24 protein-coding genes and 1 tRNA gene are annotated in these 24,664 nt (G+C 71.0%); 8 read left to right on the forward strand and 17 right to left on the reverse strand.

The annotated features are described in order from the left end of the window. Positions 1-185: 185 nt before the first annotated feature. From N542_RS23785 to N542_RS0107240, 5 genes are all read right to left on the reverse strand, one after another. The gene (locus tag N542_RS23785) at positions 186-1,769 is read right to left on the reverse strand and encodes a methyl-accepting chemotaxis protein (protein ID WP_051551471.1); all 1,584 of its coding nucleotides are present in this window, start codon (positions 1,767-1,769) and stop codon (positions 186-188) included. A 196-nt stretch (positions 1,770-1,965) separates the two neighbouring features. Further along, a complete protein-coding gene (locus tag N542_RS0107220; protein ID WP_155992883.1) occupies positions 1,966-2,463 on the reverse strand; it encodes a hypothetical protein in 498 nt (165 codons plus the stop codon). A 233-nt stretch (positions 2,464-2,696) separates the two neighbouring features. Further along, positions 2,697-3,935 (reverse strand): HNH endonuclease signature motif containing protein, encoded by a 1,239-nt coding sequence (locus tag N542_RS26490; RefSeq protein ID WP_231482530.1) that lies wholly within the window; start codon positions 3,933-3,935, stop codon positions 2,697-2,699. 778 nt (positions 3,936-4,713) lie between these two features. Continuing rightward, positions 4,714-5,685 carry a pirin family protein gene (locus tag N542_RS0107235; RefSeq protein ID WP_028643355.1) on the reverse strand — a complete coding sequence of 324 codons (972 nt, stop codon included), beginning with the start codon at positions 5,683-5,685 and terminating at the stop codon, positions 4,714-4,716. A 19-nt stretch (positions 5,686-5,704) separates the two neighbouring features. Further along, on the reverse strand, positions 5,705-8,089 hold the full coding sequence (locus tag N542_RS0107240) for an FdhF/YdeP family oxidoreductase (protein ID WP_028643356.1): 2,385 nt from the start codon (positions 8,087-8,089) through the stop codon (positions 5,705-5,707). Positions 8,090-8,248: 159 nt separating this feature from the next. Between N542_RS0107240 and N542_RS0107245 the strand changes: the two genes are divergently transcribed. After that, positions 8,249-9,118 carry a hypothetical protein gene (locus N542_RS0107245; protein ID WP_028643357.1) on the forward strand — a complete coding sequence of 290 codons (870 nt, stop codon included), beginning with the start codon at positions 8,249-8,251 and terminating at the stop codon, positions 9,116-9,118. A gap of 74 nt (positions 9,119-9,192) precedes the next feature. Here N542_RS0107245 and N542_RS0107250 read toward each other — a convergent pair whose 3' ends face one another. Continuing rightward, positions 9,193-10,365: a homogentisate 1,2-dioxygenase gene (locus tag N542_RS0107250; RefSeq protein ID WP_028643358.1), complete on the reverse strand. Its 1,173-nt coding sequence runs from the start codon at positions 10,363-10,365 to the stop codon at positions 9,193-9,195. A 22-nt stretch (positions 10,366-10,387) separates the two neighbouring features. On the opposite strand from N542_RS0107250, the gene N542_RS27085 reads away from it, so the two are divergent. Genes N542_RS27085 through N542_RS23795 form a run of 4 tightly spaced genes read left to right on the forward strand, consistent with a single transcriptional unit; the run spans position 10,388 to position 13,981 of the window. Further along, positions 10,388-11,239 carry a hypothetical protein gene (locus N542_RS27085; protein ID WP_231482531.1) on the forward strand — a complete coding sequence of 284 codons (852 nt, stop codon included), beginning with the start codon at positions 10,388-10,390 and terminating at the stop codon, positions 11,237-11,239. After that, on the forward strand, positions 11,232-12,344 hold the full coding sequence (fahA, locus tag N542_RS0107260; RefSeq protein ID WP_231482532.1) for a fumarylacetoacetase: 1,113 nt from the start codon (positions 11,232-11,234) through the stop codon (positions 12,342-12,344). The genes N542_RS27085 and fahA overlap by 8 nt, the downstream gene beginning before the upstream one ends. Before the next feature lie 19 nt (positions 12,345-12,363). Then, a complete protein-coding gene (locus tag N542_RS0107265) occupies positions 12,364-12,675 on the forward strand; it encodes a hypothetical protein (RefSeq protein ID WP_028643360.1) in 312 nt (103 codons plus the stop codon). 40 nt (positions 12,676-12,715) lie between these two features. Further along, positions 12,716-13,981, forward strand: coding sequence for a GNAT family N-acetyltransferase (locus N542_RS23795; RefSeq protein ID WP_051551475.1), 1,266 nt, complete (start codon positions 12,716-12,718; stop codon positions 13,979-13,981). Here N542_RS23795 and N542_RS27810 read toward each other — a convergent pair. The 4 genes from N542_RS27810 to N542_RS0107290 all read right to left on the reverse strand — a co-directional run bounded on the left by N542_RS27810 (position 13,978) and on the right by N542_RS0107290 (position 16,456). Next, on the reverse strand, positions 13,978-14,637 hold the full coding sequence (locus N542_RS27810; RefSeq protein WP_028643361.1) for a hypothetical protein: 660 nt from the start codon (positions 14,635-14,637) through the stop codon (positions 13,978-13,980). The genes N542_RS23795 and N542_RS27810 overlap by 4 nt on opposite strands. Positions 14,638-14,682: 45 nt before the next feature. After that, entirely contained in the window at positions 14,683-15,258 is a 576-nt protein-coding gene (locus tag N542_RS0107280; protein WP_197025887.1) for a DUF1269 domain-containing protein, read from the reverse strand. A gap of 265 nt (positions 15,259-15,523) precedes the next feature. Beyond that, positions 15,524-15,685, reverse strand: coding sequence for a hypothetical protein (locus N542_RS0107285; protein ID WP_155992884.1), 162 nt, complete (start codon positions 15,683-15,685; stop codon positions 15,524-15,526). A gap of 54 nt (positions 15,686-15,739) precedes the next feature. Continuing rightward, positions 15,740-16,456, reverse strand: coding sequence for a sortase domain-containing protein (locus N542_RS0107290; protein ID WP_197025888.1), 717 nt, complete (start codon positions 16,454-16,456; stop codon positions 15,740-15,742). A 47-nt stretch (positions 16,457-16,503) separates the two neighbouring features. On the opposite strand from N542_RS0107290, the gene N542_RS0107295 reads away from it, so the two are divergent. Together N542_RS0107295 and N542_RS0107300 are read left to right on the forward strand one after the other, a co-directional pair. Beyond that, positions 16,504-17,448 (forward strand): metallophosphoesterase, encoded by a 945-nt coding sequence (locus tag N542_RS0107295; RefSeq protein ID WP_028643365.1) that lies wholly within the window; start codon positions 16,504-16,506, stop codon positions 17,446-17,448. Between the two features lie 61 nt (positions 17,449-17,509). Further along, complete coding sequence (locus N542_RS0107300) at positions 17,510-18,235, forward strand: ZIP family metal transporter (protein WP_028643366.1); 726 nt, start codon at positions 17,510-17,512, stop codon at positions 18,233-18,235. Positions 18,236-18,256: 21 nt separating this feature from the next. Here N542_RS0107300 and N542_RS28265 read toward each other — a convergent pair whose 3' ends face one another. From N542_RS28265 to N542_RS0107315, 3 genes are all read right to left on the reverse strand, one after another. Beyond that, positions 18,257-18,961 carry an acyltransferase gene (locus N542_RS28265; RefSeq protein ID WP_051551476.1) on the reverse strand — a complete coding sequence of 235 codons (705 nt, stop codon included), beginning with the start codon at positions 18,959-18,961 and terminating at the stop codon, positions 18,257-18,259. Positions 18,962-19,048: 87 nt separating this feature from the next. Beyond that, positions 19,049-19,945 carry a DUF3068 domain-containing protein gene (locus N542_RS0107310; RefSeq protein ID WP_028643367.1) on the reverse strand — a complete coding sequence of 299 codons (897 nt, stop codon included), beginning with the start codon at positions 19,943-19,945 and terminating at the stop codon, positions 19,049-19,051. 197 nt (positions 19,946-20,142) lie between these two features. Further along, positions 20,143-20,225 (reverse strand) — tRNA-Tyr (locus N542_RS0107315). A gap of 119 nt (positions 20,226-20,344) precedes the next feature. Here N542_RS0107315 and N542_RS0107320 point away from each other — a divergent pair. Next, positions 20,345-20,836 (forward strand): YajQ family cyclic di-GMP-binding protein, encoded by a 492-nt coding sequence (locus N542_RS0107320; RefSeq protein ID WP_028643368.1) that lies wholly within the window; start codon positions 20,345-20,347, stop codon positions 20,834-20,836. 60 nt (positions 20,837-20,896) lie between these two features. Here the strand turns inward: N542_RS0107320 and N542_RS0107325 are convergent, their stop codons facing one another. Genes N542_RS0107325 through N542_RS0107340 form a run of 4 tightly spaced genes read right to left on the reverse strand, consistent with a single transcriptional unit; the run spans position 20,897 to position 24,556 of the window. Further along, positions 20,897-21,880, reverse strand: coding sequence for a sulfate/molybdate ABC transporter ATP-binding protein (locus tag N542_RS0107325; RefSeq protein ID WP_028643369.1), 984 nt, complete (start codon positions 21,878-21,880; stop codon positions 20,897-20,899). Continuing rightward, entirely contained in the window at positions 21,877-22,707 is an 831-nt protein-coding gene (locus tag N542_RS0107330) for a sulfate ABC transporter permease (protein ID WP_231482535.1), read from the reverse strand. The genes N542_RS0107325 and N542_RS0107330 overlap by 4 nt, the downstream gene beginning before the upstream one ends. Continuing rightward, positions 22,700-23,545, reverse strand: a complete 846-nt coding sequence (gene cysT, locus N542_RS0107335) for a sulfate ABC transporter permease subunit CysT (RefSeq protein WP_028643371.1) — start codon at positions 23,543-23,545, stop codon at positions 22,700-22,702. The genes N542_RS0107330 and cysT overlap by 8 nt, the downstream gene beginning before the upstream one ends. Beyond that, the gene (locus tag N542_RS0107340) at positions 23,546-24,556 is read right to left on the reverse strand and encodes a sulfate ABC transporter substrate-binding protein (protein WP_028643372.1); all 1,011 of its coding nucleotides are present in this window, start codon (positions 24,554-24,556) and stop codon (positions 23,546-23,548) included. Between the last annotated feature and the right edge of the window lie 108 nt (positions 24,557-24,664).

Genomic DNA, 24,664 nt, shown 5'->3' on the forward strand with positions numbered 1-24,664 from the left:
GGACTGCTTTGTTCATGGTGCCTCGCTTCTGCCGAGCGCGGACCGGGTGCTGCCGCGGTCCTGTGATCATGCACCCGTCGACGCCCACTCGGCCAGGTCCGCCGGCGGTGGGCAGCACGGTGAGCGCCCCGACGTCGTACCGAACGGGGCGGAGCGGCAGACGACGTGGTCGACCTGGTGGGCGATCAGTACTTGAAGCCCGCGACCAGCGTGGTGAGGCGGTCCGTCAGCGCGACGAGCTCGCCGGTCACCTGCTGGGCCTGGACCACCTGAGCAGTGGTGGCCTCGGCGGCCTCGGCGACGGCGCCGATGTTGCTGGCGATCTCGGTGGCGCCGGTGGCCGCGTCGCTCACGTTGCGGGTGGTCTCGTTGTTGGTCGCGAGCTGCTCCTCGACCGCGGCGGCGATGGTGGCCTGGTGCTCGTTGATCCGGCCCACCACCTCGGTGATCTCGGTGATCGAGTGCGCGGCGTTGATGGTGTTGGTCTGGATCTGGTCGATGCGGTTGCCGATGTCCTCGGTGGCGCGCGCCGTCTCCTGGGCGAGCTCCTTGACCTCGGTGGCCACGACCGCGAAGCCCTTGCCCGCCGCACCGGCCCGGGCCGCCTCGATGGTCGCGTTGAGGGCCAGCAGGTTCGTCTGCCCGGCGATCTTGGTGATCAGCTGGAGCACGTCGCCGATCTCGCGTGAGGACTCGCTGAGGCGTCCCATGTCGGTCGACGTCGCCGCGGCGGTGGCGACGGCCTCGGCAGCGACCATCGACGCCTGTGCAGCCGACTGCGCGATCTCCTCGATCGCCGAGCTCATCTCCTCCGAGCCGGCGGCGACCGTGCTGACGCTCGCCGAGACCTGAGCCGCGGCGGCGGCGACGACACCGGCCTGCGCGGCCGCCTCGGCGGCCGCGTCGGAGATCCCTTCGGAGCTGCGGGCCAGTCCGTTCGAGGAGGTCGAGATGGTCGCGACCGACGAGGCGAGGGTGGCCACGGCGTCCTGGACCCGGCCGACGAAGACGTTGAAGGAGCCGGCGATCGAGCCGAGCTCGTCCGTGCCGTCGACGTCGAGCCGACGGGTGAGGTCGGCGCGCTCGTCGTCGGCGAGCGCGCGCATGCGCTGGCGCAGCTGCCCCAGTGGGCGACGGATGGTGGCGGAGACGGCCAGGGCGAGCAGCACGCTGATCACCAGCCCTGCTGCTCCCGCCAGCAGCATCGTGCGTCGGCCGCCGGCCGCGTCGGCGCGGGCCTGTCGGGCGGCCGCGGACCCGGCCGTCTGGGCCTCCTGGTCGACCGTGGCGACGGCGGCTCCGAGCTTCTGGAAGTTCTCGATCTCCTCACCGATCACCAGGTCGTTGGCTCGTCGCACGGCTGCCGGCGTGCCGGCCTGGTAGTCGGCTGCGACCTCCACGTCGAGGTCCATGAAGGCGGTGAAGGCCTGACGGGCCAGCTCGACCTGCTGGCGACCGTCCCGGCTCAGGGCGGGGTTGTCCGCGAGGCGGTCGAGATGGGACTCCAGACGGTCGGCCGCGTCGAGGAACGCCCGGCGACTCTCCCCGCTGTCGGTAGCGGCGTCCGGGACACCTCGGACAGCATCGAAGGCGTAGGCGGTCTGCCACCCGTTCCAGTCCGCGGTGTCGAAGCGGACGTCCGCCAGGTCACCGGAGAGCGCCAGGTAGCGCTCCACCGTGGTCGACGCGTCCTGCTGCCGGGAGAAGCCGTGCACGCCGATTGCCACCACGATCGCCAGGACGATCGGGCCGACCAAGGCGAGGAACATCAGGCGAGAGGTGATGGACGTCCGTCGTGCCCACGAGGTGTGACCCGGGGAGGGCGCGCGACGCGGAGTCGCCGGCAGGAGGTCGTTCACGGCACATTCATCGGCACCTGCGCCTCAGATCTGAGGCGCGACGCAGGCACGCGGCGTGGTGGCGCTGTGATCGCTTTGGGTCGCGCCAACCCGGACGGGCCCTCGGTCAGGACGTGACGATCCGGAACTCGTGCGCCTGCGCCAGGAGGTGCTCGTCGTACGGACGCACGTCAACGCTCGTCACGCGTGCATCGAGGCCGGCACCCACCGGCGCGAAGGAGAGCGCTCGCTCGACAGCCTCTGCCACACCGGCACGCCCGACCATCAGGTCCTCCGACGACACCTCTTCAGCCATCAGACGCAGCACCGTGACGCAGACGGCGTGCATCGCTCGCTCATCTGCGGGGTCGTACCCGAGCGGGACATCCCTCTCGTCCGTGGGGTGCCGCACGGTCAGGCGCACGGTGACGTCGACCAGCACAACGCGGTCGTCGTGAGCGACCAGTGGGCATCCGGTGAGCACGTAGTCGCGGTCGCGGAGATCGCGGGACACCGATGCGTGACGAGAGAACAGACCCATGTCGAGCAGCGTTCCCGCGCAGCGGGGACTCCAGCCGTCGAATCCGAGTGAGTCTTCGGGCGTCGGCGTCACCGCGCAGGTCATGCCCTCCCTGCTGGTGTGGAAGGACGGCGTACATCAGAACCGGCGGGCGCCCGAGCGGACAGCCAATCGGTGTTCAGCGGACTTCACCCCGGCGAGCACAGCGCAGCTCGCCGAGAAGACGCCGGCGATCGTCCCGATGAGCAGCCGGATCAGCGACGCGGCTGCCGCCGAATCCACCCATCGGCGGACCCGGGCGGTCCCCGATGCGCAACGACCCTGCTTGAGTGGGCGGCCTATTGGCGTCGGGTGAAGGTGACCTCGCCGCTGTGGTGCTGCTCCATTGCGTACGCCGGGTCGTGGGCGCGGGCGTGGTGTCTTGGGCAGAGGAGTCCGGCGTTGCCGAGGTCGGAAGGGCCACCGTCGGCCCATCTGGTCCAATGGTGGGCGTGGCACATCCAGGGCGGCCAGTCGCAGCCCTCGGTCACGCAGCCGCCGTCGCGCAGGGTCATGGCGGTGAGCTGGGCCTTGGTGAAGAACCGTCGTGCTCTCCCGACGTCGAGGACCTCGGAGTCCGCGCCGAGGACGACGGGGATGATCCTCGCGGTGCACGCCAATCGGCGGGCGGCGGCTGCGCTGATGCGCTCTCCGGTGTCGATGACCCCGGCCTTGTCCAGCCGGCCGAGGAAGGTGTCGTGGTCGATGGTGACCACGATGGTCGCGTCCCGTCCTCCGAGCTGGGGGAGGTCTTTCGCGCTGATGCGGTCGATGAGCTCGCAGAAGGCTCGGCCCATCCGCTCGGGTCCGGGCCGTCTCTCCATCCCGGGGCCGTGGGTGGCGGCGAGGTGCTTGGGGGCGGCGAGCGCGAGGAGCATCTTCTTCAGCTCGGCTGCCTGCAACGCGGGCAACGTGAAGCGTCCGTGGACCTTGCCGTGGCCGTCGTCGCTCATCGTGAGCCGGCACGCTTGTGCTGCTTTGGCTTCTTCACGTTCGAGGAGGTCGGACTCGTGCTGGTCGGCGAGGTCGGGTGCGATGACCTCCAGGAGCCGGCGCCCGAGGATGGTGAGGCGCTTCGCGTCGTGCTCCTCCGCGGCTGTGACGAGGTGCTCCTCGGCCTTGATCAGCAGGTCCGGGTCGAGACCGTCCGGGAGTGCCTTGATCGACCGGATGATCACGTCGGCCTGCTCCAGGCGCAGGTCGCCGCGGGCGAGCCCTGATCGGACCCGGTCGTAGATGCCGAGGTCGTACCCGCGGCGCACGGTCCGGTATGCCGCCGACCTGGTCTCGCGGGTCTGGTGGGCGTACCAGTTCGACGTGCTCGTGGCGCCGACATCGGTGCCGACCTGGACCTCGTCGGCGTGCGCGGCGACGCGGGTCTTGAGCTCGACCACCTGAGCCTTCAGGCGGCCCAGTTCCAGAAGCGTTGTGGCGGCTTCCGGAGCGCTCATCGACCACACCGACGCCCCCACCAGAGCGTCGGCAGCAGTACGCATCTGCGCGGTCACCAATGCCACCTGGTGGTGGGGTGTGGTCATCGTGGTCATGGTTCTAGCCAAGCACTGACCACCGACAGTCAGAGGCTCAGAACCCCTGTTTTCACAGGGTTCTGGGTCACGAAGGAGTCACGATCCGAGGAGTTCATCCACACCTGCATTGACGGCCTGTGGAGGGGCATCCATCAGCGTTCGAACTGCAGGAACCGGGTGTCGTCCAGGGTGGTTTCGAGGCTCGGGCCTGGCGGCCCTCGCACCTCAACCAGCGGGGACCCGGCAGGCGGCCGCAACCACTGCGCGCCGTACCCGCGTAGTCGCCCTGTCGGCGAACGACCCCAATGCACCCGAAGGCCGAGCCCATCGCCCTGCCTTCGCTGCAGGGGTTTCGAGGCTCGGCGCTAGCGCGCCTCGCACCTCAACCACCGAGAAGCCGGCCGCCGTACCCGGCGTAGCCAGCCTGTCGGCGAACGAGCCGAGCCCACCCGAAGGTCACGCTCATTGCCCTGCCTTCGCTGCGGGGTTTCGAGGCTCGGGCCTGGCGGCCCTCGCACCTCAACCACCGGATGGCCGCAACCCACTGCGCGCCGTACCCGCGTACCCGGCCTGTCGGCGGCCGACCCGAGCGGAGCTGGATGCTCCGCACATTGCCTTGGTTTTCCTGCGGGGGTTTCGAGGCTCGGCGCTAGCGCGCCTCGCACCTCAACCACCGGGGCGACGTACCGCGTCTTCCCAGCCACCGGGACGGCGTACCGCTCCTCCTCAACCACCGCGGACGGCGTGCCAGGACACCTTGATCACCGATGGCCGACGCGTCCTCTTGCTAGCGGCGTTCCTTCAGGCGGACGTTGGGGAGCGGGGGCGCTGGGATGGGGGGGCGGTGGTCGCCGACCGGGATGCCGAAGGGGCCGTCGGCGAGTCGGCCGTCGACGATCTGGGCCTGCCACTCGTCGCGCCAGGCGACGACCTCCTCGTGGGTGCGGGCGACGATGTTCCACCACATCACGATGGCCTCGCCGAAGGGCGGCCCACCGAGGAGCAGCAGCCGGACCGGTTCGTCGGTCGACGTGAGCTCGATCGTCGAGGACCCGGGCGGCACGTAGGCGAGGTCGTGCTGCGCGGCCTCGACCCCGGCGACCGACAGCGCGCCGGAGTCGACGAGGACACCGTGCTCGAAGGTCGGGTCGACGTCGAGGACGACCGACGTGCGGGGAGAGAGCACCACCTCGGCGCCGAGCAGCGGGGTGTACGTCGACACCGGCGAGGTGTCGCCGAGCAGCGAGCCCAGGAACACCCGCGCCTCGAAGCCCTCGCCGCGCACCGGCTCCGGCGCGTGGTGGGCGAAGGTCGGGTCGACGAACCTGTCGGCGTCGGGCAGCGCGACCCACAGCTGGGCGCCGTGCAGGGTCGTCGTCGACGACGGCGAGACCTCGGAGTGGCTGATGCCGCGACCGGCGGTCATCAGGTTGACCTCGCCGGGTCGCACCATCGCGTGGTGCCCGGCGCTGTCGCGGTGCTCGACCTCGCCGGTGAAGAGCCAGCTCACCGTCTGCAGCCCGGTGTGCGGGTGCGGCGGGACGACCATGCCGCCGCTCTCGGCGACCTCGTCCGGCCCGTAGTGGTCGACGAAGCACCAGGCGCCGATCAGCGAGCGCTCGCGCTGCGGGAGCGTACGGCGTACGCGCATCGCGCGCGGCCCGCCGAGCGGGACGTCGCGCGGGGTCATGATCTCGACGCCCGACCCGGTGGCGGTGTGGCAGTCGAGCTCGGCCGGCCTGTCCTCGAGGTTGCTCACACCGCCATTGTGACGCGCCTCAGGACAGGTGGTGCGGCTGGACCGCTCGCTTGGTCTCGTCACCGCGACTGGAGGAGCTCGGCACCACCTTGTTGGCGTCGCTCGCCTGGGTCACGCCGGTCCGTCCACCCGTGGACCGCTCCAGCCGCACGATCACCGACTTGTACGCCGGCTGGTTGCTGCCCTCCGCGGTGTGGCCGAGCGGCACCAGCGGGTTGGTCTCCGGGTAGTACGCCGCCGCGCACCCGCGGGGCTGGTCGTACGCCACGATCCGGAAGGTCGGCACCTGACGCTCCGAGCCGTCCTTCCACTCGCTGATGATGTCGACGTAGTCACCCTCCGCGAAGCCCAGGGCCGCGATGTCGTCCTGGTGCAGGAAGATCACCCGCCGACCGCCCTCGATCCCGCGGTAGCGGTCGCTGAGCCCGTAGATCGTGGTGTTGAACTGGTCGTGGGACCGGATCGTCTGCAGCACCAGGCGGCCCTCCGGGATCTGCAGCACCTCCATCGGGCTGACGGTGAAGATGGCGCGGTCCTTCTCGGTCTCGAAGGTCCGGGTGTCCCGCGGCGGGTGCGGCAGCGTGAAGCCGCCCGGCTGGTCGACCTTCTCCTCGTACGCCGCGCACCCGGGCACGATCCGCGAGATCCGTCGCCGGATGTTGGAGTAGTCCGCCCGGAACTCCGACCACGGGATGCCCCGGCCGTCGTCGAGCGTCGCCTCGGCCAGCGTGCAGATGATGTCGACCTCGGAGCGCAGGTGCTTCGAGGCCGGTGCCAGCGGGCCCTTGGAGGAGTGCACCGCCGACATCGAGTCCTCGACCGTCACGCGCTGGCGGATCCCGCCGGTCAGGTCCTTCTCGCTGCGGCCGAGCACCGGCAGCATCAGCGCCTCGCGACCGTGGACGACGTGCGACCGGTTCAGCTTGGTGGAGACGTGCACGGTCAGGTCGGCCGAGCGGAGCGCGTCCTCGGTCACGGACGTGTCCGGGGCGGCGGAGACGAAGTTGCCGCCGAGGCCCACGAAGACCTTCGCCTTGCCGTCGCGCAGCGCCTTGATGGATGCCACGGTGTCGTACCCGTGCTCGCGCGGGGGGTCGAAGCCGAACTCGGCCTGCAGGGAGTCGAGGAAGTGGTCCGGCACACGCTCCCAGATGCCCATGGTGCGGTCGCCCTGCACGTTGGAGTGGCCGCGCACCGGGCACAGCCCGGCGCCGGGCTTGCCGATGTTGCCCTGCAGGAAGGCGACGTTGGCGATCTCCTTAACCGTGGCCACCGCGTTGTGGTGCTGGGTGATCCCCATCGCCCAGCAGAAGACCGTCTTGGAGGAGGCCTGCAGCATCCGTGCGGCCTCCTCGATCTCGGCGCGGCTCAGGCCGCTCGAGGCGAGGACGTCGTCCCAGTCCAGGTGGCGCGAGGCCTCGGCGTACTCCTCGAAGCCGACGGTGTGCTCCTCGATGAAGTCGCGGTCGATCGCGCCCCACTGCAGCAGCAGGTGCCCGAGCGCCTGGAGCAGCGCGAGGTCGCCGTTGGTGCGCACCTGGAGGTAGAGGTCGGCGAGCCCGGTGCCCGGTCCGACGATGCCCCGGGGGGTCTGCGGGTTCTTGAACCGCAGGAGTCCCGCCTCCTTGAGCGGGTTGACCGCGATGATCTTCGCGCCGTGCTGCTTGGCGATCTCGAGGGCGCTGAGCATCCGGGGGTGGTTGGTGCCGGGGTTCTGCCCCATGATCACGATGAGGTCGGCGTCGTGGACGTCGTCGAGCGTGACCGATCCCTTGCCGATGCCGATCACCTCGGCCAGACCCACCGACGTCGACTCGTGGCACATGTTCGAGCAGTCGGGCAGGTTGTTGGTGCCGTAGGCGCGGGCGAAGAGCTGGTAGAGGAACGCCGCCTCGTTCGAGACCTTGCCGGAGGTGTAGAACACGGCCTGGTCCGGCTCGATCGCCCGCAGGTGTCGCCCCATCATCGCGAAGGCGTCGTCCCAGCTGATCGGCTCGTAGTGGGTCGCGCCGTCGCGCACCACCATCGGCTCGGTGATCCGGCCCTGCTGGTTGAGCCAGTAGTCGGTGTGCTCCGCCAGGTCGGCCAACGAGTGCCGGGCGAAGAACTCCCGGTCGAGGTGGTTGCGGGTCGCCTCGTCCACGACGGCCTTGGCGCCGTTCTCGCAGAACTCCGCGGTGTGACGGTGCTCGGCGTCCGGATCCGGCCAACCGCATCCCTGGCAGTCGAAGCCGTCGACCTGGTTGAGACGGAGCAGGGTGCGCGCCGTGCGGACGACGCCCATCTGCTCGAGCGAGCGCCTCATCGCGACCGTGACCGCGGGCACGCCCGCGGCGTAGTGCTTGGGCTTGCCGACCGTGACGTCGGCCTCGTCGATCTCGTGCTCACGCGCTCGTCGTCCCATGGCTCCATCCTGTCCCTCGAGGCAAGTACCGGGAGCGGTACCCGCACTCGCATCCGGGGACTCCCGTGGAAATAGCCCATTGGTGCCTGTCTGGATGACCACGCTCACCGCTACCTTCAGGCGACCGCCTCACCGACGGACCAACGCAGGAGCATCTCGATGTCAACGAACGTACCCCCGCCCGAGGACCCGCAGCCTGAGGGCGAGGCAGTTCCCCCCCAGCCGCCGGTCGGCGAGGAAGCCGCACCGCCGCCGCCGCCACCGCCGCCGTCGTACGGCGCGCCCGCGGGCGGGTACGGCGAGGCGCCTCCGCCCCCTCCGGGACTCGCCACGAAGAAGTGGGACCTGGGCGCTGCCCTCTCCTACGGCTGGGCGAAGTTCCAGGACAACCTCGGGCAGATCCTGCTCGCGGCCCTGGTCCTCTTCGTCGTGTACGCCGCGGCGGTCGCGATCGCCTTCGGCTTCATCGCGCTGCTGACGAGCAGCCCGAGCTGCGAGCTCAACGACTCCGCGACCAACCTGGTGTGCGACGACGGCTCGGGCTTCCTCTGGCGGATGATCGTCAGCGGACTGGCGTTCGGATTCGTCTTCGTCGTCGCGCAGATCGTCGGCGCCGGCATCATCCGCGGCGCACTCGGCATCACCGAGGGACGGCGATTCCAGGTGTCGGAGCTGTTCAAGACCGAGGGCATCGGCGCGGTCGTGCTCGCGAGCCTGCTGGTCGGCGTCCTCACCGGCGTCGGCTACATCCTCTGCTACCTGCCCGGCATCGTGGTGGCGTTCCTGACGTCGTACACGCTGTTCTTCGTCATCGACAAGGGCCTCTCGCCGGTCGAGGCGGTGAAGGCCAGCTTCGAGCTGATCAAGGACAACCTCGGCGACACGCTCATCTGGTACATCGTCGGCGGCCTGGTCGCCGCCGCCGGTGCCATCGCGTGCGGCGTCGGCCTCCTGGTGACCGTGCCGCTGGTCATCATCGGCACGGCGTACACCTTCAAGAAGCTGACGGACCAGCCGGTCGCTCCCTGACCCTGGTCCCTCCACCGTCGACCCGCCCGAGAACCTTCGGGCGGGTCGACGTCGTTCTCGGAGCGGTGGCTGGGTCAGGGCTGACGTGCCCACGTCCACGCGTACGCCGGGTCCTCGGCCGCGAGCCCGCCCTCGCCGAGGTCGAGCGGCGCGAAGGTGTCGACCATGACGGCAGACTCGTCGAAGTAGTCGACGCCCAGCGAGGCCTCGATCGCGGACGGCTGCGGGCCGTGGGCGTAGCCACCGGGGTGCAACGAGATCGAGCCGAGCCCGATGCCCGACCCCTTCCGCGCCTCGTAGTCGCCGGCGACGTAGAACATCACCTCGTCGCTGTCGACGTTGGAGTGGTAGTACGGCACCGGGATCGACAGCGGGTGGTAGTCGACCTTGCGCGGCAGGAAGTTGCAGATCACGAAGTTGTGTCCCTCGAAGACCTGGTGCACCGGTGGCGGCTGGTGCACCTTGCCGGTGATCGGCATGTAGTCCTCGATGTTGAAGGTGTAGGGGTAGAGACAGCCGTCCCACCCGACCACGTCGAAGGGATGCGTCGCGTACGTCAGCCGGGTGCCGACGACCCCGGCGCTGGTGCGGTGCTTCACCAGCACGTCGACGTCCGTGCCGTCGACCAGGAACGGCTCGGTGGGGCCGTAGAGGTCGCGCTCGCAGTACGGCGCGTGCTCGAGCAGCTGGCCGTAGCGCGAGAGGTAGCGCTTCGGCGGGGCGATGTGGCTGTTGGCCTCGATCGCGTAGAGCCGGCTCGGCTCGGCCGGCACCCAGCAGTGCGTGGTCGCCCGCGGCACGATCACGTAGTCGCCGGCGCGGTAGTCGACGACGCCGAAGACCGTCACGACCACGCCGCTCCCGGACTCGACGTACACGCACTCGTCCCCGATCGCGTTGCGGTAGTACGGCGACGGGTCGGTCCCGGTCACGACGTACGAGATCCGGACGTCGTTGTTGCCAAGCACCAGCCGGCGCCCCTCGACGGCATCCAGGCCGGTCTCGAGCTCGTGGAGCTTGAGGTGCCGCGGCTTGAGGGGGTGGTTGGGCGTGCGGCCCTGGTCGGGCAGCTCCCAGACCTCGGAGGCGACGATCGCCGACGGCACGCCCCGGTGGTAGAGCAGGGAGGAGTCGGAGGAGAAGCCCTCCTCCCCCATCAGCTCCTCGTAGTAGAGCCGACCCTCGGGGTCGCGGTGCTGGGTGTGTCGGGTCGGCGGGATCTCGCCCACCGCGCGGTAGTACGCCATGTCTGGTTACGTTAGTCCCGTGGTGACCGACGGCACATGGACCTCCTTCGTCGACGACGCCGCGATCTTCCCGCCCGGGGACGCGCCGATCCACGAGGCCGCGGCCGCGCACCAGGCCCGCCGGCACGCGGCGTACGCCGACCTGGTCGGCACGTTCGTGGTCCGCGACACCGACATCCCGCTCCTGCGCGGCACCCCGCTCGCGCTGTCGGTGGTCGTCACCGGCGGCGCCGGTCAGGTCGCGGGAGCCGCCGGCCTCGGCCGCAAGCTGCACGTCGCCGTCGAGGGCCTCGAGATCGCGCTGCGGGACCCCGCGGACCCGGTCGGCGCCGCCCGCCGGGTGGTCGCCGCCGTCGACGCCGCCCGCGCGGAGGGCGTCCTGGACGACCACGTGCCGATCTACATCGAGATCCCCGGCTCCTGTCCCGAGACGACCTGGCTCCGAGCGGCCGACGAGGTCGCCGCGGCCGAGCACCGCCTCAAGCTCCGGACCGGCGGCCTGGAGGCGCACGCCTTCCCCACGGCCACCACCCTCGCCGGCTGGATCGACGCGGCACTGGATCGCGAGACGCCGTACAAGTGCACGGCCGGGCTGCATCGCGCGGTGCGCCACACGGGCGCGGAGGGGTTCGAGCACCACGGCTTCCTCAACCTGCTCGTCGCGACCCGGCTCGCGTTCGACGGCAGCCCACCGACGGACGTGGTGGAACTGCTCGAGCAGCGGGAGCCCGCCGCGCTCGTGGCGACCGCGCGCGGCCTCGACCTGGCCGGCGCGCGGCGGTGGTTCACGTCCTTCGGCTCCTGCGCGGTCGACGAGGCGCTCGAGGACCTGCTGGAGCTGGGCCTCTTGGATGCGGGTCGCGCAGATGACTGACGGCTTCGGGCTCGACCACCTGCCGTACGGCGTCTTCTCGCCGGTCGGGGGCACGCGACGGGTCGGGGTCAGGATCGGCGACGACGTCCTGGACCTGGCCGCGGCGACCGGTCGACCGGAGCTGGCGACGCCGTCCCTCAACGCCTTCATGGCGCTCGGCCCCGACGTCTGGGCCGAGACCCGGGCCGAGGCGCGCCGCCTGCTCGAGGCCGGCGCCGCGACGGTCCCGCTGCGCGACGTCGAGCTGCACCTGCCGATCGAGGTCGCCGACTACGTCGACTTCTACGCCTCGATCCACCACGCCACCAACGTCGGGCGGATCTTCCGCCCCGACGGCGCCGCCCTGCTGCCCAACTGGCGCCACCTGCCCGTCGGCTACCACGGCCGCGCGGGCACGGTGGTCCCCTCGGGCACGCCGATCGTGCGACCACGCGGCCAGCGGCCCGCGGCCGACGGCCCGACGTACGGCGCCTCGCGACGCCTCGACATCGAGGCGGAGCTGGGCTTCGTGGTCGGCGTCGGCTCCCAGCTCGGGACGCCCGTCCCGTACGGCGCGTTCGCCGACCACGTCTTCGGCGTGGTCGGGCTCAACGACTGGTCGGCGCGCGACATCCAGGCGTGGGAGTACGTGCCGCTCGGGCCGTTCCTCGGCAAGTCGTTCGCGACGTCGGTGTCGCACTGGGTCACGCCGGTCGCCGCCCTCGCGGCAGCGTGGGTGGAGCTGCCCGGTCAGGACCCGGAGCCCTTGCCCTACCTGGGCCCTGATCTCACCCGCGGCCTCGACATCGACGTCGAGGTGGTGCTCAACGGCGAGGTCGTGAGCCGTCCGCCGTACCGCACGATGTACTGGTCGCCGGCCCAGATGCTGGCGCACCTGACCGTCAACGGCGCCTCGCTGCGCACGGGGGACCTCTACGGCTCCGGCACCATCAGCGGGCCGGAGCCGGAGCAGCGGGGCTCCCTGCTCGAGATCGGCTGGGGCGACGAGTCGGCGTACCTCGCCGACGGCGACGAGGTCGTGCTCCGCTACAGCGCCCCCGGCACCGGCGGCGGCCGGATCGCCCTCGGCGAGGTGCGCGGTCGGGTCCAGCCCCCCGGGTCCTGACCTGGTCTACGCTCCCCCCATGGCGAACGATCGGGCGGACGCAGGGAACACCGTGGCAGCACTCGCGCTCTTCGGCGCCGTGGCGGCCGTCGTCGGCACCGCCTGGGCCTTCGGCGCGTGGCCCGACGGCGACTACGACGAGAGTCCCGTGCCCGCGGCCCTCGCGCTGATCGTCGCGGTGCTCGGATGGATCAGCGTGCTGGCGGCGGTCACGGCGGGGGCCGTGCGGCTGGGCATCCGGTGGTCCGGTCTGCGCGACGAGATCGTCCACGAGCTGCGCCGGTCACCGACCGAGTCCGAGCCCGCCCACCTGGACCAGGACGGCCTGTAATCGGGTTGTGGTCGCACCACCGCACCGCTTGGGTGGTGGGATGAGCACCTCGCAGATCCGAGTAGGGCTGGCGACCGACGCCGACCGCTACCTCGCCACCGACCAGACCGTGTGGTTCGCCGAGGTGGCGTCCGCCGACACCGAGGTGCAGCTGACCGGGCTGCGTCCGGACCAGCGCTTCGCGGCCGAGCAGGACGGTGCCGACCCGGCGACGTACCCCGGCGTGTACGGCACGTTCCCGCTCACCCTGGCGATCCCCGGCCCCGACGGCGGCACCCGTCCGGTCGCGTGCTCCGGACTGACCTGGGTCGGCGTGCATCCCGACCACCGACGTCAGGGCGTGCTCACGGCGATGCTGCGCCACCACTTCGAGCAGGTGCACGCCGAGCCCGGCATGCACGTCTCCGCGCTGCACGCCAGCGAGCCGGCGATCTACGGCCGCCACGGCTACGGGCTGGCCTCCCTGGAGCTCGAGGTCCGCCTCTCGCGGGGTGCGACGCTGACCGCTCCGGGCCTGGACGAGGCCGCGGCGGGCATCACCACCCGGATGACCACGGTCTCCGAGCCCGACATGCCTGCACGGCTGCGGGCCTGCCACCTGGCGACCGCCGAGCTGGGCACCGTGGTCGGCGCGCTGGAGTACTACCAGCGGATCTGCCTGCAGCTGCCCGAGGACTTGCGGGGCAAGGAGCCGTGGCGGGTGCTCTTCGCCCGACGCGACGGCGTCGACGTCGGGTTCGCGATGTTCCGCCGCAACGAGAAGTGGGAGCACGCGCGTCCCGCCAGCGCGCTGCAGGTCTGGACGGTCGTGGGTGAGCCCGCGACCCGGCTGGCGCTGCTGAGACGACTCGTCGACTTCGACCTGGTCACCGAGGTCAAGCTGGGCGCCGTCGGCGCGGACGACCCGGTCCTGCTGTGGGCCGGCGGCCCGCGGGCGACCTCCGGGATCGAGACGTACGACAGCCTCTGGATCCGCCTCGTCGACCTCCCCGAGGCACTCATGGACCGCGCCTGGACCGCGCCGTGCGACGTCGTGGTCGACGTCGCCGACCGCGCCGCGCCGTGGAACGAGGGCCGCTGGCGCATCCACGCCGACGACTCGGGCGCCGCCACCGTCGAGCGGACGACCGCCGAGGCGGACCTCCGCCTCCCGGTCGAGGTCCTCGGCGCGACGTACCTCGGCGGAGTCAGCCTGCTCGGCCTGGCCGAGGCGGGGCTGGTCACCGAGCAGCGCGCCGGTGCCGCCCGCGAGCTGTGGCACGCGCTGCGCTCCGACGGCCGGCCCACCGCCGCCGTGGAGTTCTAGCGAGCCCTCCGCCGCCGCGACCGCACGGCCCACGGGATCGACACGGCGGCCGCGAGGGCGACCAGTCCGAGCAGCCACCACAGCCACGAGGACGAGTCGGATGGCTCCTCTGCTGACGCATCGGCGGCTGCCGGGCTGCTGGTCGCCGGCGGCTGGGTGGGACTCGCACTGGGCGTGGCGCTGAGCGCGGAGGGCTTGAGGACGGCGTCCGCGGTCGCGGTCACCGTGACCGTGGCCACGGCGCTCGCCGTGAGCAGCGGCGCGCTGCTCGCGGTCGGGGCCGGTCGGCTCGACGGCGCAATCGTCGGCGTCGGTGTGGGAGACGGCGTCGGTGTGGGAGTCGGGGTGGGTGTGGGAGTCGGGGTGGGCGTCGGGGTCGACGTCGGTGCTGGTGAGGGCGTCGGCGACGACTCGACGCTCGCCGAGGTCGAGGGACCCGCCGGTCGGGACGGGCTCCGGGTCGGCGTCGGCAGGTCGGCGCTCACGGAGGGCAGTGCGGTCCGGGTCGGCTCGGCGACCGGCCGGTCTGCACTGCCGCCCTCACACGCTGTCAGCAGCACGAGCGCGAGCACGGCACCGAGGACACGGGCACGGACGACCCGTCCGCTCGGGGTGTTCGCCATGGATCGCTCGCTCTCGTCGGTGGTGTCGGCCATGCCGTGGCTGCTCGGTCCGCGGGTCCGACCGGCCGTCGGTCCTCGTCAGCCCTGGGTCCGGGCCAGCTGGTCCTGCACCGCCTCCCGGAGCAGCTCGGGAGCGTTGTCGGGGAGCCGTGCGTGCATGAGGATGACGTCGCCGTGGGCCAGCCCGCGCTCGATGACGGGTCGGACCTGGTCGAGGTCGACATCGCTGGAGAGCACCAGCAGGGCCGAGGACTCGGGGTGCAGCTGCCGCTTCACGTCGTCCAGGAAGATCTGGTCGATGCCCGTCCCGCGCAGGCGCTGTGCGAGCGCCGTGACCACGGCATCGGGAGGCGCTCCGGCGACGGGCGGTCGCAGGAGCAGGTCGACCAGTCCGCCGAGCAGCGAGTTGCGAGCCGCTGCCGCCGACGTCTCCCGCCGGAGGTGGCCGATGCGAGGCACGTGCGCCCCGGGCAGCCAGGACACCGTGATGGCGTCGTGGACCCGGAGCGCGTCGCGCTGCCGGAGGTCCTTCAGCCGGACCTCGCCGGCGACGGCTCCCATCGCCGAGTCGTAGATCCAGACTGTCAGCGTCGGAGCTGCGAGGTACCGCGTCGACCCGTTGTCGTCTCCGGGCGGCGCTGGTTGGTCAGGCATGATGCCGGCCTCCCCTCTGCACCCACTCCTCCGCCGTGACGTCCGACCCCAGGAACGCCCGGCACCCGGCGCCCTTGATCCCTGCCGCCAGCGGTCGCACCCGGGCATGACGCCGCTCTGGCGGGGTGCAGGCCGTTCGTCATGTCCCCGATCGTGCCGACCTCACGGGTGGTCGCACCACACCCGCGGTGGGGTGGGGCCACGTCCGAGGCCGGGTGGGTCCGGTCGGGCGCGCTGCACCCGACCGGTGCTCGAGCAGCTCCGCTCAGCCGCCGCCGCCGGGTTCGGGGTCGGGGTGCGCGCCAGGCTCGTCGGTGTCCTGGTCCGGCACGGTCGGCTCCTCGCCGAAGGGCGTCGGCGGGTCGGAGTCCTGGTCGTGGTCGTCGTCGCCGCGGTGCTCGCGGCCGTCGGGTCCCGTCGTGGTCATGTCCGGCTGGTACCCCGACACGGGGACCGCATGAGCGCCGGCGAGCCGTGGGGCTCAGCCCGGGGTCGTCTTCGGCTCGGTCGAGACCAGGTGGCCGAAGGCCACGAGCCGGTTGTCGGTGTGGAACAGCTCGGCGCAGGTCACCAGCGTCAGCAGTCGCGTCGACCCGGCCTGCTCCGAGATCGGCGATCCGGTCGCCGGGTCGACCGGGTCGGGCCCGGTCACCCACCCGGCGTCGATGTCGACGGTCAGGGCGTCGCCGGCGGTGTCGAGCACGTAGGTGGAGACGGCGTCCGGGGTCTCGACCACGACCTCGTCGCCGGCGTCGAGGTCGGGCATCTGTCGCAGCGGCTCGCCGTGGGTGATCCGGTGACCGGCGAGCGCGAGGTTGCCGACCCCTCCCGGCTCCGGTGACCCCTCGAGGATCCCGAAGCCGCGCGCGAGGGTGTCGTCGTCGGTGCCGACACGAGCAGGTACGACGTACTGCTCCCCGAGCCTCGGGATACGAATCAGGGCCGCGACGTCCGCGACGTCCTCGAGATCCTGGCGCTCCCCGGCCGAGACCGTGCCCTGCCCGTCCTGGGACCAGGCCCGTTCGGTGGTCGCGACCGTCGCGCGCTGGTCGCGCTTGGACAGGTACGTCGTGCCGTACAGCTGCCAGCCGACGTAGCCGAGCACGCACAGGCCACCGAGGATCAGCGCGACCCCGAGCCAGACCACCGCCCGCCTCCGCCGTCCAGGGCGGTGCTCGCCACGCCGGATGCCTGCCACGCGCCCAGTCTGCACGCTGCGGGCCGACCGCCCGGTAGCGTGACGACGTGCAGTTCGGCCAGTACCCCGCGCCGGGGCACGTCATCGCCCACCTCAGCGACCCGCACCTGCTCGCCGACGGGGCCAAGCAGTACGGCGTCGTCGACACCGAGGTCGGGCTGGCCCTCGCGCTGGCCCGGATCGCCCGCCTCGACCCGCTGCCCCAGGCCCTGGTCTTCACCGGCGACCTCGCGGACCGGGCCGAGCCGGCGGCGTACGCCCGCCTGCGTGCGTTCGTCGAGCCGGTCGCCGCGGCGATGGGTGCGCAGGTCGTCTGGGTGATGGGCAACCACGACGAGCGGGCGACGTACGCCGCGCAGCTCTTCGACGAGACGCTCGCCGACGGTGACGACGCGACCCAGGACCGGGTCCACGACGTCGACGGGCTGCGGATCGTCTCCCTCGACACCAGCGTCCCTGGCTACCACCACGGCGAGATCAGCGACGCCCAGCTCGCGTGGCTCGCCGAGGTGCTCGCGACCCCGGCGCCGCACGGCACCCTGCTGGCGCTGCACCACCCGCCGATCCCGATCCCGATGATGCCCGCCGCTGAGGTGATCGAGCTGCTCGAGCAGGACCGGCTCGCGGCCGTGCTCGAGGGCACCGACGTGCGCTGCATCCTGGGCGGTCACTTCCACTACTCGACGTACTCGACCTTCGCCGGCATCCCGGTCTCGGTCGCCTCCGCGACCTGCTACACCTCCGACCCGGCCCCGCTCGAGCGGTTCGTGTCCGGCGTCGACGGCCACCAGGCGATGACCATGGTGCACCTGTACGACGACCGGATCGTGCACACGATCGTGCCGGTCGACGAGGCGGCCGAGGTGAGCGGCTTCCCCTCGGACGTACGCGCCCAGGTCGAGGCCCTCTCCGTCGAGGAACGGCGCGAGCTGCTCTCCCGCAAGGACTCCCCCATCTACACCGGCGAGATCCAGGTCCCCGGGATCATCTGAGGCCATGTCCCCCGGATCCGTCGGTCGCGCAGCGGGCACCGCGACGAGAGCCGTGGCCTAGATGGCGGCGGCGCTCCTCTGGGGACTCTTCTCCTCCGCGGCGCTCTTCCTCGGCCAGCTGCTGGCCAAGCCGCTCGGGAGGTCGGAGCGTGCGGTCGGCCTGATGATGGGCTTCGGTGGCGGCACCCTGCTCGCCGCGGTCGCCTACGAGCTGATCCCCGAGGCGAACATCGACGACGGCTGGCAGATCATCGTCGCCGCCCTGGTCGGCGCGCTCACCTACTACGTCGGCGACCGGCTGGTCGACAAGGGCGGCGGCGAGGCCCGGGTGGCGGTCGGCACGGGCCGGGCCGAGGGCGGCTCCGGGATGGCGATGTTCCTGGGCGCGCTGCTCGACGGCATTCCCGAGGCGTTCATCCTCGGTCTCGGCCTGGCCCTGGGCGGCTCGATCAGCCTGGCGTTCCTGGCCGCGATCTTCGTGTCCAACATCCCTCAGGGCCTGGCCGGCACGACGAGCCTGCAGGAGGCCGGCACCTCAGGACGCCGGATCACGGTGATGTGGACGCTGCTGACGATCGCCTGCGGCGTCGCGTCGCTGCTGGGCTACCTGATGGCCCACCACCTCGACCACGTCGGCACCTACGCGAGCGCGTTCGGCGGCGGCGCCGTGCTGATGATGCTGGCGGACTCGATGATCCCGGAGTCCTACCAGCACGGTGGGCGCCTGGTCGGGCTCCTGACCGTGATCGGCTTCCTGGTCGCCGGGGTGCTGACCGTCCTGCAGTAGCCGATGGTGAGGGACGAGCGGCTACGCGGTCGCCTCGTCCGCGGCGACCACCGCGGCCGCCGCCAGCCCGAACGGCCCGTGCAGCACCGGTCGTACGTCGCCCCGCGTGCCGACCCACCCGACGCCCGGCTCGAGCCGGCGCAGCACCCGGGCGGGCGCGCCGCCGACGACCGTGTGGTCCTCGACCACGCCGCGCACCACCGAGCCGGCGGCGACCACGACGTTGCGTCCGATCCGCGCGCCCGGCAGGATGATCGCGCCGTGCCCGATCCAGGTGCCGTCGCCGATCTCGACCGGGTCGTGGGTGCCGAACTGCTCACCGATCGGCAGCTCGGGGTCCTGGTAGCCGTGGCTCGCGTCGGACACGAAGATGTCCTGGCCGAACCAGACACCGTCGCCGATCACGATCGACTCGTGCGCGACGATCGTGCACCGGGCGCCGATCACGCTGCGGTCACCGATCACCAGCGCCCGCTCCGGAGCGCGGGTGTCGAGGACGCCGTACCCGACGGAGAGACTGACGTTGCGGCCGATCAGCGTGTCCTCGCCGATGTGGATCGAGCGCTGACCCATCAGCGTCGCCATCGGGAAGCCGATGCTGGTCCCCCGGCCGAGGCTGCCGAACTGGTCGGCCGCGTGTGTGCCCGGGACGATCTGGCCGACCCGGTCCAACCATCGCCAGCCGGCCTGCACGCCGCGGCTGAGCACGCGGTTCAACGGGTTCACGAGCGTGAGGCTAGCGGCCCGGTGTGGCGCGCACCACGAGAACGCCGCGGCCGGGCACCGATCCCCGCGTAGCGCATCGCCGCGGGGCTAGGCGGCCTGCGGCCCACGCCGGCGCAGCAGCAGGAGCAGGAACCCGAGCACGAGCGCGGCCACGCCGGCGGCGTACCCGACGACGGGCACGACGGTCTCGATCAGTCGCAGGCTCGAGATGTTGGACCCGGCGTCGTCGACGTTGGTCTGGACCTGGTCATCAGTGAACCCGAGGTCGAGGTCGAGGATCTTGCCGACTCCGTCGGCGACGCGCTCCTGGTGCACGACCTGCTTGATGATGGCGCCGGTCCGCGGCTCGATGTTGTAGTCGGTGGTCTGGAGGTAGCTGCCGGTCGTGCCGGTGATCACCTCGACGCCGTCGGCGCTCGCGTCGGTCCGGTAGCGGTAGGTCTCGAGCCCGTCGATCTTCTCGGTGCCCTCGTACGTCGCGTCGACCGTGGCCCCGACCATGCCGTCCCACACGGGGTAGGTCTTCTTCTCGGCGCCGAAGGGCCACTTGTTCTGCAGGCCCTTCTGCTGCGGCGTGCCTGCCGGGACGTAGTCGCCGTTGGGGACGGTCAGGCCGGTGCGCCGGTCGGTCGCGAACGCCTCGGTCTCGGCGCTGATCAGACGGCCCTGGGCGTCGTCGGCGTCGACGCAGCCGTCGATGCCGCCCTGGTCCCGCACGACGCACAGCGAGGTGTTCCAGGCGACGACGTCGTCGTCGGAGGCGTCGGGGTCGACGCGGCTGACGCTGAACGCGAGGGCCGGGGACTCCTGGAGGCTCAGGTCCTCACCGCCGGCCACGCTGGCGGTGCCGGAGAGGTACGTCGTGTTGTCGGTGTCGAGCGGCGTCCGCTCGAGCTGGCCCGGGGCCCAGGTCTGGGCGAGGACGGCGGCGACGACGAGGAAGGCGCCGAGGCCGACGAGGACCGGGGCGAGGATCTTGCGCATGGTGGTGGTGTGTTCCGTTCGACGTGGGCGCGACGCCGGTCGGCCGCTGCTCGCCCGTAGCGTAGGGCGACCGAAGCCCTAAAGGACCCAATGCGTCCGAAATCACACCGGGCGTCGGATGCGGGGCGGCAGCGCCCCCGAAAATGCACCGAGCCCCCACACGGTGGTGGGGGCCGGACGCCTGGAATGTCTTCCAGTGGCAGGTGAAGGATTCGAACCTTCGTAGGTATACACCGACGGATTTACAGTCCGTTCCCATTGGCCGCTCGGGCAACCTGCCGGGTGGTTCTCGCTGGCCGTTTGGCTCGGCGACAACAAGGCGAAACAATAGCGCAGCCCCCGCGGCAGACGAAAACCCACGCACCCCCTTCTCAGGGTGCCGCAGACGAAGGAGTGGAGATGGCCGACTCGTCGTTCGACATCGTCAGCAAGATCGACCGCCAGGAGGTCGACAACGCGCTCGGCCAGACGGCTCGCGAGATCGCGACGCGGTTCGACTTCAAGGGCACCGGCGCCACCATCGAGTGGCAGGGCGACGAGGCGATCGAGATCTCGGCGTCCGCCGACGACCGCGCCACCGCCGTGCTCGACGTCTTCAAGGACAAGCTCATCAAGCGTCAGCAGAGCCTGAAGATCCTCGACGCCTCGGAGCCGCGCCAGTCGGGGCAGCTCTCGAAGATCTCGATCGCGCTCAAGGAGGGCATCTCCTCGGAGGACGCCAAGAAGATCTCCAAGCTGATCCGGGACGAGGGCCCCAAGGGCGTCAAGGCGCAGATCCAGGGCGACGAGCTGCGGATCTCCTCGAAGAAGCGCGACGACCTGCAGGCCGTGCAGGCCCTGGTCCGGGCGCAGGACTACGACTTCGCGGTGCAGTTCACCAACCGCCGCTGACGTCGGTGCGGACCGCGACCGACGACGCCCGACGGCTCGTCGGTCTCGGTCCGCCCCCGATCAGCGTGCGGCGACGACCTTCGTCGACGGCATCGTCAGCGCCCCGGGCGCCGCGGTGATCCACACCCGCGTGCCCGTCTCCAGGGACAGCTGGCGGGCGTGCGTGCGGGTGAGCACCACGGTCACCTCGTCGCCGTCGTCGGTCAGCACCGTGGCCCGGACCTCGAAGCCCACCCGGAGCAGGCGCGAGACGGTGCCCTCGGCGGCGTCGGACTCCTGCGGGGTCAGCGACAGGAGCACGTCGTGGGGGCGCAGCATCACCCCGTTGAGCGTGGTGATCTCGCCGAGGAAGCCCATCACGAAGTCGTTGGCCGGCTCGTCGTACAGCTGGTCGGGGGTCCCGACCTGCTCGACCCGGCCCTCGTTGATGACCACGATCTCGTCGGCGACCTCGAGGGCCTCCTCCTGGTCGTGGGTGACGAACACCGTCGTCACGTGCACCTCGTCGTGGAGGCGGCGCAGCCAGTCGCGCAGCTCCTTGCGGACCTTCGCGTCGAGCGCACCGAAGGGCTCGTCGAGCAGCAGCACCGTCGGCTCGACGGCGAGCGCTCGCGCGAGCGCCATCCGCTGGCGCTGACCACCCGAGAGCTGCGAGGGCAGCCGGTGCGCGAACTGCGAGAGGTGCACGAGCTTGAGCAGCTCGTCGACCCGCTCGGCGATCTCCGCCTTGGGGCGCTTGCGGATCTCGAGCCCGAAGGCGACGTTCTTGGCCACCGTCATGTGCTTGAAGACCGCGTAGTGCTGGAAGACGAAGCCCACGTTGCGCTTCTGCGGCGGCAGATCGGTCGCGTTGGTCCCCTCGATGCTGATCGAGCCGGAGTCGGCCGCGTCGAGACCCGCGATGATCCGCAGGAGGGTCGACTTGCCGCCGCCGGACGGCCCGAGGAGGGCGGTCAGCTGGCCGGTGGGCAGGGACACGTTGACGTCGTCGAGTGCAACGAAGTCACCGAACCTCTTGTTGACGCCCTTGATCTCGATGCTCACTTTGACTCCTTGGGACGCAACAGGGCGACGACGACCAGGCACAACACTGCCGCGAAGACCAGCATGAAGGCCACGGAGTACGCCGTCTCCTGCTCGAAGTTCTGGTACTTCTGCTGGACCAGCACGGTGGCCACCTGGGTCTCGCCGCCGACGTTGCCGGCGACGACCTTGACGGCCCCGAACTCGCCGAGGGCGCGCGCGAGGCTCAGCACGACGCCGTACACGACGGCCCACTTGATGCCGGGCAGCGTGATCCGGCGGAAGGTCTGCCAGCTGTTGGCGCCCAGGCTGCGCGCGGCCTGCTCCTGGTCGTCGCCGAGCTCCTCGAGCACCGGGACGACCTCGCGGATCACGAGCGGCAGGATCACGAAGCAGGTCGCCATGACCATGCCGGGCTTGGCGAAGATGACCTGGAGACCCTGGTCCTCGAGCCACGGCCCGAACCACCCGAAGCGGCCGTTGTAGACGAGGACCAGCGCCAGGCCCACGACGACCGGCGACACCGACAGGGGCAGGTCGATCAGGACCGAGAGCGCCCGCTTGCCCCAGAAGGTGTAGCGGACCAGCAGCAGCGACATGCCCACGCCGAAGACCAGGTTGATCAGGACGGCGGTGACGGCGACCTGGGCCGTCAGCTTGAGCGAGTGCACGACGTCGGGGTCGGACAGCGCGTCCCGGATGCCGCCGAGGCCGTCGGCGAACGTGTGCTTGACGATGTACGCCGTCGGCCAGGCCACCAGCATCACCAGGTAGCCGATCACCAGCAGGCGCAGCACCCACTTCACGACCGGGGAGCCGTTGCCCACGGCGGCGCTCGGCCTAGCCACGGCGAGCCACCCGTCGCTGGATCACGTCGAGGGCGACGATCGCCAGCAGCGCGATGAGCAGCATGATCGTGGCGACCGCGGCGGCCGCCTCGGTGTTGCCACCCTCGAGGAACGAGAAGAGCCGCACCGACACGACCTCGGTCTTGCGCGGCAGGTTGCCGGAGATGAGCACCAGCGCGCCGTACTCGCTGATGCCGCGGGCGAAGGACAGCGCGGCACCGGCGAAGATGGCCGGCACCAGCGACGGCAGGATCACGCGGCGGAAGGTCGTGAACCGGGTGGCGCCCAGGGACGCCGCGGCGTCCTCGACGTCGGTCTCGAGCTCCTCGAGCACCGGCTGCACCGTGCGGACGACGAACGGCAGCGTCACGAACGCGATCGCCAGCAGCACCGCCCAGCGGGTGCTGTTGACCTCGACCCCGATGGGGCTCTCCGGGCCGTAGAGCGAGAGCAGCACCAGACCGGCCACGATCGTCGGCATCGCGAACGGGATGTCGATGACCAGGTCGAGCAGACCCTTGCCGGGGAACCGGTCGCGGACCAGGACCCAGGCGATGATCGTGCCCATCACCATGTTGATGAGGGTGATGATCAGCGACGAGACCACCGTGAGGATCAGGGCGGACCGGGTGTTGGGGTTGGTCAGGACGTCCGCGAACGTCGACAGACCACCACCGGCGGCCTTGACGATGATCGCGGAGAGCGGGATCAGGACCAGCAGGCTGAACCAGATCATGGAGACGCCGAGCCCGAAGGCCGACGCCGGCGACAGGGAACGGGCGGAGGTCGACCGGCGCCTGCGCGCCGGCCGGCCGCCCACGGCTACCGCGGAGGCCACCTACTGGCCTGCTTCGGCCTGAACCTTGGTGAGGATGCCGTCCTTCTCGTCGAAGAACTTCGTGTTCGCCTCGGCCCAGCCGCCGAAGTCGCCGTCGATGGTCAGCTGCTTGGCCGGAGCCGGGAACGGGTCGCTCTCGTCGTTCGCGCCCTTGACCTCGAGGTCGCCGACGTCCACGAGCGGCCGGTAGCCCGTCTCGGCGTAGTGCTCCTGGCCGTCCTTGCTCTTCTGGAAGTCCAGGAGCGCCTGCGCGGCCTTCGGGGCGCCGTCGGTCAGGGCGCACGGGTTCTCGATCAGCAGGGTCGAGTCCGGGATGACGTAGTCGAAGTCCTGGCCCTTCTGCCGGGCGAGGATCGCCTCGTTCTCGTAGGAGAGGAGGACGTCACCGGTGCCGCTGGTGAAGGCGGTCGTCGCGTCACGGCCCGAGTCGGGCAGCGCGACGACGTTGTCGAAGAAGGTCTTCATGTACGCCGCCGCGTCGGCGTCGCTGCCGCCGCCGGCGGTCACGGAGCCGTACGCCGCGAGCAGATTCCACTTCGCGGATCCGGAGGATGCGGGGTTCGGGGTCACGATGCCGACGCCCGGCTTGGCCAGGTCGGCCCAGGTCTTGATGCCCTTGGGGTTCCCCTTCTTCACGACGATGACCACGATCGACGTCGTGCAGATGCCCTTGGTGTCGTTGTCCTTCCAGTCCTTCGCGACGATGCCCTCGTCGACCAGGCGGGTCACGTCGGGCTCCAGCGAGAGGTGGACCTCGTCAGCCTTCTGGCCGGCCACGACCGCGCGGCTCTGGTCGCCGGAGGCGCCGTACGAGCCCTTGATGTCGACGTCCTTGCCGGCGTCGGTGTCGTTGAAGGCCTTGATGACACCTTCGTTCGCCTGCTCCAGGACGGAGTAGCCGACGATGTTGACGGTCTCGCTGCTGCCACCCGACGAGTCGCTCGAGCAGCCCGCGAGCGCCAGCACCCCGGCGACCGACAGGGCCACTGCAGCCTTGATCGTGTTCGTCATGTCCATCTCTTTCGTCACCCGTGAATCGGAGCACCCCTCCGACTAATGCCATGAGACTAGTGGACTTACTCAACGTGGCCATCCCCATGTCAAGGGATAGGAAAATAT

It is taken from the genome of Nocardioides sp. URHA0020, assembly GCF_000620705.1.
Classification (GTDB): Bacteria; Actinomycetota; Actinomycetes; order Propionibacteriales; family Nocardioidaceae; genus Nocardioides.

Excerpts from the sequence above, each read along its gene's own strand:
- N542_RS23785 (WP_051551471.1), bottom strand. The coding sequence starts at position 1,769 with ATGTTCCTCGCCTTGGTCGGCCCGATCGTCCTGGCGATCGTGGTGGCA.
- N542_RS0107220 (WP_155992883.1), bottom strand. The coding sequence starts at position 2,463 with ATGACCTGCGCGGTGACGCCGACGCCCGAAGACTCACTCGGATTCGAC.
- N542_RS26490 (WP_231482530.1), bottom strand. The coding sequence starts at position 3,935 with ATGACCACACCCCACCACCAGGTGGCATTGGTGACCGCGCAGATGCGT.
- N542_RS0107240 (WP_028643356.1), bottom strand. The coding sequence starts at position 8,089 with ATGGGACGACGAGCGCGTGAGCACGAGATCGACGAGGCCGACGTCACG.
- N542_RS0107245 (WP_028643357.1), top strand. The coding sequence starts at position 8,249 with ATGTCAACGAACGTACCCCCGCCCGAGGACCCGCAGCCTGAGGGCGAG.
- N542_RS0107250 (WP_028643358.1), bottom strand. The coding sequence starts at position 10,365 with ATGGCGTACTACCGCGCGGTGGGCGAGATCCCGCCGACCCGACACACC.
- fahA (WP_231482532.1), top strand. The coding sequence starts at position 11,232 with ATGACTGACGGCTTCGGGCTCGACCACCTGCCGTACGGCGTCTTCTCG.
- N542_RS0107265 (WP_028643360.1), top strand. The coding sequence starts at position 12,364 with ATGGCGAACGATCGGGCGGACGCAGGGAACACCGTGGCAGCACTCGCG.
- N542_RS23795 (WP_051551475.1), top strand. The coding sequence starts at position 12,716 with ATGAGCACCTCGCAGATCCGAGTAGGGCTGGCGACCGACGCCGACCGC.
- N542_RS27810 (WP_028643361.1), bottom strand. The coding sequence starts at position 14,637 with ATGGCCGACACCACCGACGAGAGCGAGCGATCCATGGCGAACACCCCG.
- N542_RS0107280 (WP_197025887.1), bottom strand. The coding sequence starts at position 15,258 with ATGCCTGACCAACCAGCGCCGCCCGGAGACGACAACGGGTCGACGCGG.
- N542_RS0107285 (WP_155992884.1), bottom strand. The coding sequence starts at position 15,685 with ATGACCACGACGGGACCCGACGGCCGCGAGCACCGCGGCGACGACGAC.
- N542_RS0107300 (WP_028643366.1), top strand. The coding sequence starts at position 17,510 with ATGGCGGCGGCGCTCCTCTGGGGACTCTTCTCCTCCGCGGCGCTCTTC.
- N542_RS0107310 (WP_028643367.1), bottom strand. The coding sequence starts at position 19,945 with ATGCGCAAGATCCTCGCCCCGGTCCTCGTCGGCCTCGGCGCCTTCCTC.
- N542_RS0107320 (WP_028643368.1), top strand. The coding sequence starts at position 20,345 with ATGGCCGACTCGTCGTTCGACATCGTCAGCAAGATCGACCGCCAGGAG.
- N542_RS0107340 (WP_028643372.1), bottom strand. The coding sequence starts at position 24,556 with ATGACGAACACGATCAAGGCTGCAGTGGCCCTGTCGGTCGCCGGGGTG.